A 7,434-nucleotide genomic window follows, 5' to 3' on the forward strand; every position below is an offset into this window, starting at 1 on the left:
GGCTCGATGGCGACGAGGCACCCGTGAAAAGAACCACAACATCGGTGATCGCCGCCGCGGTGGCCAGCGCCGCTTTGCTGCTCGGTGGATGCTCGGGAGGCGACGACGATGCCACCGTCGGCGACCGGTCCACCCCGGACGGCGAGCTGACCTACTCCTCTCCCCTGGCAAAGGCGCTCAACCTGGGCGATGCCTCCAAGCTGGTGAGCGAACAGCAGAAGCAGGTGGCCCAGTGCATGGCCGACCGCGGCTGGGAATACACGCCGGTCAAGGTCCCCGGCGGCATCGAGGATGAACTCGGCGCGGTGGACGAGTATGCCGACCTGTTCGACGAGGAGTTCCGTACCCGCTGGGGGTACGGCATCTCCACGATCTATGCCGACGACGGCGGCTACGCCGATGGCGCTCCCACCGGCGTGTTCTCCGGCGGCGACGACCCCAACCAGGACTTCATCGACTCGCTGTCGCCCGAGGAGCAGTCCCGCTACTACACCGACCTGTTCGGTCCCGACCTGGCGGGCCAGATGGGCCAGTTCGCTGCCGAGGGCGCCGAGCCAACGATCCCCGGTGACGCTGCGGCGGCCGGAGGCGCTGCGGACTCGGCCGGTTCAGAAGACCCCAACGCCGGTTCGCAGTCCGACCTCGACGCCGACGCCAACCCCGATGGTGGCGCCCAGGGTGCCGACGACCCCGGGCTGGAACAGCTGGTTGGCTCCTGCACGCTGGCCGGCATGAATGCGGACAACTCCAAGGATCTCGTCCGGCTCGAGCAACTGTCGACCAAGCTCAACCAGGCGTCGACCGATCTGGGCATTAACTCGACCGCCGACCTGATTAAGTCGTCGCCGGAGCTCGAGCAGGCTCAGAAGGGGTGGGCCGAGTGCATGGGCCGGTCCGGCCATCGGGTGACGACGGTGGACGACCCCGAGGCGCAGCTGTCCGAACGGCTCGATGAAGTGCTGTTCGCCAGCACCGAATCACCCAAGCCCGACCTGGGCGGCGTCACCAGCGTGCCCGCTGACGCCGGAGCGGAGCAGAGCGGCGACGAGTCCCAGCAGGACAAGCCCGCCGACGGAGGAACCGACCCGGGAGCCGGGGGCGACTCCGAAGTGGTCGCCGGCGATGACGACGAGGCCGGAGCCGGGAACGCCGCATCCAACGAGCGGGCCTTCGACCCGGCCGACGTCGACCTGGCCCAGCTCAAGCAACTGCAGGCCGACGAGCTGGCGATGGCCGCAGACGACCGCGACTGCCAGGCCGAGTACTTCCGGCCTGTTTACCTGGAGGTGCGCAGCGCCGCCGAGCAACGCTTCGTCGACCGCAACGGCGACCTGCTCGACGAGTTGGCCAAGCTGTCCGGGTTGGGCTGAGCCGGTGACACCGCGCCGAATCGCCATCGGCGCGGTCGTGCTGTCGGTGGTGGCCGTGCTCATCGGCGTGTTGGTCGGCCGCCGTATCGAGTCCCCGGCCGACGCTGCCCTCGATGCCCAACCGCCGGCGTCGGGCCCGATCACCGTGCCGGTGGAACGCAGGGTGCTCTCGGCCGATCTGCGGATCCGGGGCACGCTTGGTGCGGTCGATTCCACCGAGGTGACGCTGGCGGCTTCGAGCATCGGTCCCGCCGACGACGTGGTTGTCTCGGCCCCCGCCGTCGGCGACACCGTCAACGAGGGCGACGTGATCTTGGAGGTGGGCAACCGCCCGGTGATCGCCCTCGTCGGTGACCTGCCGATGTACCGCGACCTCGGCCCCGGCGACCTGGGCGACGACGTGCGGCTGATCGAGGAGGCATTGGGACGGCTGGGGTACTTCGCCAAGGCGGCCGACGACACCTGGGACGCCGACACTTCCGCCGCCCTCGATCGCCTGTACACCGACCGGAAGTTCGCACCGATCGGTGCCCCGCCCGAGGTGACCGAGGAGGTTGGCCGGTTGAATGCCGAGGCCGAGGCGGCGGCCAAGGGGGGCGATGCCGCCGCCCTCAAGAAGGCCGAACAGGCGCTGGATGCGGCCACCGCCAGGGTGGGTTCCCGGCTGCCCGCCGACGAGGTGGTGCTCGTACCCCGGCTTCCGGCCCGGGTGGCCAAGGCCGCCGTGCAGCGAGGCTCTCGCATCGACGGGGCGGTGATGACGCTGGGGTCCGAGGTTCCCCAGATCCGGTCATCGGTGGCCGAGGTGGACCGCAAGCTGGTCAAGCCCAAACAGCGGGCCAGCGTCGAGCTCACCGACTCGGGCGAGACCTTCGAGGCCACCGTGGTGGCGGTGGCCTCCGGCGCGGGCACCGGTGGTGCCGGCCCCGAGCGATACGCCGTGACGCTCGCCCCCACCGATCCACCGGCGAACAGCTTCGGCGCCGATGTCACCGTCACGCTCCGGGTGCGCAGCACCGACGACAAGGTGCTCGTCGTGCCGGCGGCTGCGCTGTCGCTCGGCGGCGACGGCAGCACCCGGGTGGAGGTGGTCGAGCCGCAGTCGAACGACGACGACCAGGCATCGCCAACCGTGGTCGAGGTGGAACCAGGGCTGACCGCCGGTGGGCTGGTTGAGGTGACGCCGACCGGGAAGGGGGCGCTCGAGGCGGGCGACGAGGTGGTGGTCGGCACGGCCGATGGGACGCCGACGTCCACCCCGGACGACGCCGACCCCAGCCGTGGCTGAGAGCGCAAGCCCGGCGTTGGTCGAGCTGGCCGGGGTGTGGGCCACGATGGGCGGCGAGGAGCCGATCCACGCGGTGGCCGACGTGTCGTTGCGTATCGAGCGCGGCGAGTGGTGGTCGATCACCGGCGCGTCCGGTTCGGGAAAGTCCACGCTGTTGAACCTGATCGGCTGCCTGGACCGTCCCACACAGGGCTCGTATCGCTTCGACGGGGTGGATGTCGCTTCGCTGAGCGATGCCCGTCGCGCCGGCCTTCGCGCCTATCGGCTGGGCTTCGTGTTCCAGTCCTTTCACCTGTTGAGCACCCGCACCGCCACCGAAAATGTCATGGTCGCCGACCTGTACCGTCGGGGCCCCCGACGGGATCGGCGGGCTCGGGCCCATGAGGCGCTCGTCCGGGTGGGCCTGGGTGCCCGATTGGACTCCTCGGTCACCAGGTTGTCGGGCGGGGAGCGTCAGCGGGTGGCGATCGCCCGTGCGCTGCTCGGACGCCCCGAGTTGTTGTTGTGCGACGAACCCACCGGCAACCTCGATTCGTCCACCACCGCCGAGGTGATGGACCTGTTGGAGGAGTTGCACGCTGACGGGCAGACGCTGCTGGTCGTGACCCACGAGGCCGACGTGGCCCGTCGCAGCGACACGGTCGCCGTCATGCGCGACGGAGCGCTGAGGGTGCCGGCAGCCGAGGTGGCGGGATGACCGGGCCAGGGAGCGAGACGGCGACGGAGCCGTCGGCGGGCGTAGCGACGGACGCTCCCGTCGACCCGACCGAGCCGCGAGGTACCACGTCCGGCGAGCCGCCCGCCCGGTCGGGGCTGGCCCTGCGCGACCTGGTCGACGAGGCGCTCAGCTCGGCCTTTGCCCGTCCCGGGCGGGCGGTGCTCACCGCGTTGGGTACCGTGCTCGGCATCGTCACGCTGGTGGCGACCGCCGGGCTCAGCCGCACCGCAGGCCAACAGATCGTCGATCGCTTCGACGAGCTGGCCGCCTCGACCGTCGATGTCCAGCCGGCCACCGTGCCCGGCGGTCCGGACGGCTCCAAGCGGGTGGTGGTCGGCAACCCGATGGGCTGGGATGCCCCCCGGCGTGTTGACCGGCTGGCGGGAGTGGACGCGGCCGCCACCCTGAGCGACGTGGTGTTGGCTCAGGGTCAGACCGTCACCGCTGTACCCGTGGCCGCCCCCAGCCCCCCGCCGGTCGTCGCCCCGCCGGTCATCGCAACCTCGCCCGATCTGCTGCGCGCGATACGGGGGCGGCTGAGCTCCGGGCGATTCTTTGATGCCGGGCACGACCGGCGTGGCGACCAGGTAGCGGTGCTGGGGGCCGCTGCCGCCGATCAGCTGGGCATCACCCGGCTGAGCTCGTCGCCGGCCATCATGATCGGTGACGACCCCTATGCGGTGATCGGCATCATCTCGACGGCCGAGCGTCGCCGCGAGCTGCTCGACGCGGTCGTCGTGCCCGACGGTACGGCGCGCAGCCGACTGGGGCTGACCGCCCCGTCGGGGCTGGTCGCCGAGACCGACGTCGGCGCAGCGGGGCAGGTGGCCGATCAGGTGCCGTTGGCCCTGTCGCCCAACGAACCGGACCTGATCACCGCCACCGCCGGCTGGGAGCCCTCCGATGTCCGGCGGGGCGTGGCCGAGGACGTGTCCGGGCTGTTCCTCATGCTCGGTGGTGTTGCCCTGCTCGTCGGCGTACTGGGCATTGCCAACGTCACGTTGGTGTCCGTACTCGAGCGGGTGGGGGAGATCGGTCTGCGCCGGGCCCTCGGTGCGGGCCGTCGCCACATCGCCGCCCAGTTCCTCGCCGAAAGCGCCCTGCTTGGCACCCTGGCCGGCATGGTCGGATCGGCCACGGGCGTGGTGGTGACCGTCGCCGTGGCGGCCAACCGTGGTTGGACGCCCGTGCTCGACCCGTGGCTCCCCTTGGTTGCCGTCGCTCTCGGGGCCGCTGCGGGACTACTCGCCGGTGCCTATCCGGCCTGGCGTGCCGCCCGCCTCGAGCCGGTCGACGCCCTGCGCTCGGCGACCTGAGGCCTGCCCGCCCAAGCTCTGTTCTCGTGAGCTCAACCCGCTCAAGCCCTGCCCGGTTCGGCCGGCTCCGTGCAACCGGCTTCGCTCAGGCGGCCTTCACCATGATGCGCTCGGAGGCGAACGATCCGATGCCCACCGTGTCGTCGTCGATCGAAACGGTGGCCGACCCGTCGGGGGAGAGCGCCACCAGCGTGCCGACCGCTCCGGGCAGCAGCTCGTGGCTTTCGAGAAACTCGAGCATGCCCTTGGCAAACTCCAGCTCCTCGGGGATGCGGGTGATCGTGAAGCCGTCGCCGACTGCCAGCTCCGACAGGGCGACCAGGTCGGGGGCGCGGTAATCGCTACCTGGGATCGGGTTGCCGTGGGGGCAGGTCGTCGGATCGCCGAGCAGCTTTGCCATCGCGTCCTCGACCGGGGTCGAGATGACGTGCTCCCACTTGCCGGCCTCCTGGTGGGCGAGGGCCCAGGACAGGCCGAGCACATCGGTGAGAAACCGTTCGGCCAAGCGGTGGCGGCGAACGACCTGTTCGGCCAGCTTCATCCCCTCCACACTCAGGGCGATCTTGCCCCGGTTGACGGTCAGCAGGCCCTCGTCGGCCATCTTGTGCACCATCTCGGACACCGCCGGCCGGGAGACGTCGAGGCGCTCGGCGATGCGGGCCTGGATGACCGCCACATCGTCCTCGTGCAGCTCGAAGATCGCCTCGCAGTACTCCTCGAACGCCGGGTGGTATTCGTTGAGTCTGGCGTTACCCCGGCTCGACGTCTGCATGCCAGCAGCCTAGGCCACCCCGGTTGGCCGGGGGCGTCTGGCCGGAGGGCCGCTGGCCCTCGCTACTGTGGACGGTGATGTCGGTCAACCCACAGGCCTGTCTTCCCGCCGACGACCCAAGCGACGGGCACTGGTTTGAAGGGCTGGCCGACCACCTCGGTGCCGCCTACCTGCGCTATTCGTTCACCAAGGGCACCGTGCGGGAGGTGGACTCGCTCATCGCGTTGCTCGGCCTCGAGCCGGGGATGACGCTGCTCGACGTGGGCTGTGGCCCGGGGCGCCACAGCCACGAGTTCGCCCGGCGGGGCGTTCGCGTCACCGGCGTGGACATCTCGGAGCGTTTCATTCAGCTGGCCACAGCCGAGGCGCCCGACGGCGCCACCTTCCAACGGGCCGACGCCCGTGCCCTCCACTTCGATGGCGTCTTCGACGCTGCGATCTCGCTGTGTCAGGGGGCGTTCGGGCTGGGTGGTCCGGCCGTGGATACCGACGATCCCCAGCTGTTGCAGCCCGACCTGGCGGTCCTCGACGGCGTGCGTCGAGCGCTGCGTCCGGGCGGACGGTTTGCCTTCTCGGCGTTCTCGGCCTACTTCCAGGTGGCCAACCTGGAGGAGCGTGACCGCTTCGACGCGGCCTCGGGAGTCAACCACGAGCGCACCGAGATCCGGTCCGAGGTGGGGGGTTCCACCGAGGCCGACCTGTGGACCACCTGCTACACGCCTCGGGAGCTGCGGCTGCTCGTCGAGCGGGCAGGCCTCGAGGTGACCCAGATCCATTCGGCGGACACGGGCACCTACCGACCGCTCGACCCGTCCATCACCACGCCGGAGTTCCTCGTGCTCGGGTGTCGGCCGTGATCCGGCCCCTCCGGAAGCGACCGATGGCCCGCGGGAACCTCGGCAGGCTGCTGTCGATCGTCGTCGCCCTGGTGACCGCCGTCGGGGCGGCCAATGTGCTGGGCATCGCTGGGCCGGCCGGTGCGCAGAATCAACCGTCCCAGGAGACGGTGGCGTTGGCCATCGAATCCCGGGTGGACGACGTCTCCACCGACGAGTTGTCCGTGATCACGATGTCGACGTTGAACGACCCGCGCGGCTGGGGTCAGGCCGGCTTCACGTTCGACGTCGACCCCGACAGTGCCAACCGGTTGGTCCTGGCCGAACCCGATGTCGTCGATGAGCTGTGTGCGCCCATCGAGACCGGTGGAACGCTGAGCTGCCAGAACGGTCCCGTGGTGGTGCTCAATGCCGACGGCTGGCGCACAGCGCCTGAGGGTTGGCCTGACGTGGAGACGTACCGCCAATTCCTCGTCAACCACGGTGTCGGCCATCTGCTCAGCCAGTTTCACCCGTCCAATCGATGTCCGGTGCCCGGCGAACCCGAGGCGTTGATGGCGCCCCAAGCAAACGGCCTCGAGGGATGCACGGCCAACCCGTGGCCGCTCAACTGGGAAGTTCTCCTGGCGGTGCAGCGTCCCGTCGTGCTGGCGCCGATGCCCGACGTGAAACCCGACGTTCCCTCGGTCAACCCGGGGGGCGGTGTCGTCGCTGCAGCAGAGCCGGAGGCCCCCACGACGACGACCCCGCCGTCGACGACCGAACCCGACACGGCCGACTCTGACGAGGCCGATGCGGGTGCGGCTGACGTGGCCGAGACACGTTCAAAGCAGGCAGGCCCAAAGGAGGACTCGTCGTCGGTGGCGCCGTTGCTGGCGCTGGGCATCATCGCTGCGCTCGTGCTCGTCGGCGTGGCATTGGCGGTGGTCTGGTCACGTCGTCGCTCGAAGCGCGCCGAGGTGATCGACGATGACGATGCGGACGCCGTGGATCTTGACGATGACGTGTTCCCAGATGTTTTCGGCGACGACCTCACAGCGGTCGCCCCCGCCGACGATTGGAACTTCGACGAGTCCCCGCTAGGAGCGTGGGTCAGTAACCCGTAACCCGAGTGTGGTTCGGGTTTGGGGTGTG

Annotated in this window: 7 protein-coding genes; 6 read left to right on the top strand and 1 reads right to left on the bottom strand. The window is 70.1% G+C overall.

Going from position 1 to position 7,434, the window contains the following annotated elements; genetic code table 11:
- The first annotated feature begins 23 nt into the window (after nucleotides 1-23).
- Genes PKD89_RS13870 through PKD89_RS13885 form a run of 4 tightly spaced genes read left to right on the top strand, consistent with a single transcriptional unit; the run spans nucleotide 24 to nucleotide 4,692 of the window.
- Nucleotides 24-1,370 (top strand): hypothetical protein, encoded by a 1,347-nt coding sequence (locus tag PKD89_RS13870; RefSeq protein WP_289010500.1) that lies wholly within the window; start codon nucleotides 24-26, stop codon nucleotides 1,368-1,370.
- 4 nt (nucleotides 1,371-1,374) lie between these two features.
- On the top strand, nucleotides 1,375-2,658 hold the full coding sequence (locus PKD89_RS13875; RefSeq protein ID WP_289010499.1) for a hypothetical protein: 1,284 nt from the start codon (nucleotides 1,375-1,377) through the stop codon (nucleotides 2,656-2,658).
- Nucleotides 2,651-3,355: an ABC transporter ATP-binding protein gene (locus PKD89_RS13880; RefSeq protein WP_287393943.1), complete on the top strand. Its 705-nt coding sequence runs from the start codon at nucleotides 2,651-2,653 to the stop codon at nucleotides 3,353-3,355. Before PKD89_RS13875 ends, PKD89_RS13880 begins: the two co-directional genes overlap by 8 nt.
- Nucleotides 3,352-4,692, top strand: coding sequence for an ABC transporter permease (locus tag PKD89_RS13885; protein ID WP_324332501.1), 1,341 nt, complete (start codon nucleotides 3,352-3,354; stop codon nucleotides 4,690-4,692). The genes PKD89_RS13880 and PKD89_RS13885 overlap by 4 nt, the downstream gene beginning before the upstream one ends.
- Nucleotides 4,693-4,777: 85 nt before the next feature.
- On the opposite strand, the gene PKD89_RS13890 is transcribed toward PKD89_RS13885, so the two are convergent.
- A complete protein-coding gene (locus PKD89_RS13890; protein WP_287393947.1) occupies nucleotides 4,778-5,464 on the bottom strand; it encodes a metal-dependent transcriptional regulator in 687 nt (228 codons plus the stop codon).
- A gap of 77 nt (nucleotides 5,465-5,541) precedes the next feature.
- Between PKD89_RS13890 and PKD89_RS13895 the strand changes: the two genes are divergently transcribed.
- Together PKD89_RS13895 and PKD89_RS13900 are read left to right on the top strand one after the other, a co-directional pair.
- Nucleotides 5,542-6,321, top strand: coding sequence for a class I SAM-dependent methyltransferase (locus PKD89_RS13895; protein WP_289012189.1), 780 nt, complete (start codon nucleotides 5,542-5,544; stop codon nucleotides 6,319-6,321).
- A gap of 23 nt (nucleotides 6,322-6,344) precedes the next feature.
- Nucleotides 6,345-7,406: a DUF3152 domain-containing protein gene (locus PKD89_RS13900; protein WP_289012188.1), complete on the top strand. Its 1,062-nt coding sequence runs from the start codon at nucleotides 6,345-6,347 to the stop codon at nucleotides 7,404-7,406.
- Nucleotides 7,407-7,434: the final 28 nt, after the last annotated feature.

Source organism: Candidatus Neomicrothrix sp., assembly GCF_035329545.1.
GTDB lineage: Bacteria > Actinomycetota > Acidimicrobiia > Acidimicrobiales > Microtrichaceae > Microthrix > Microthrix subdominans.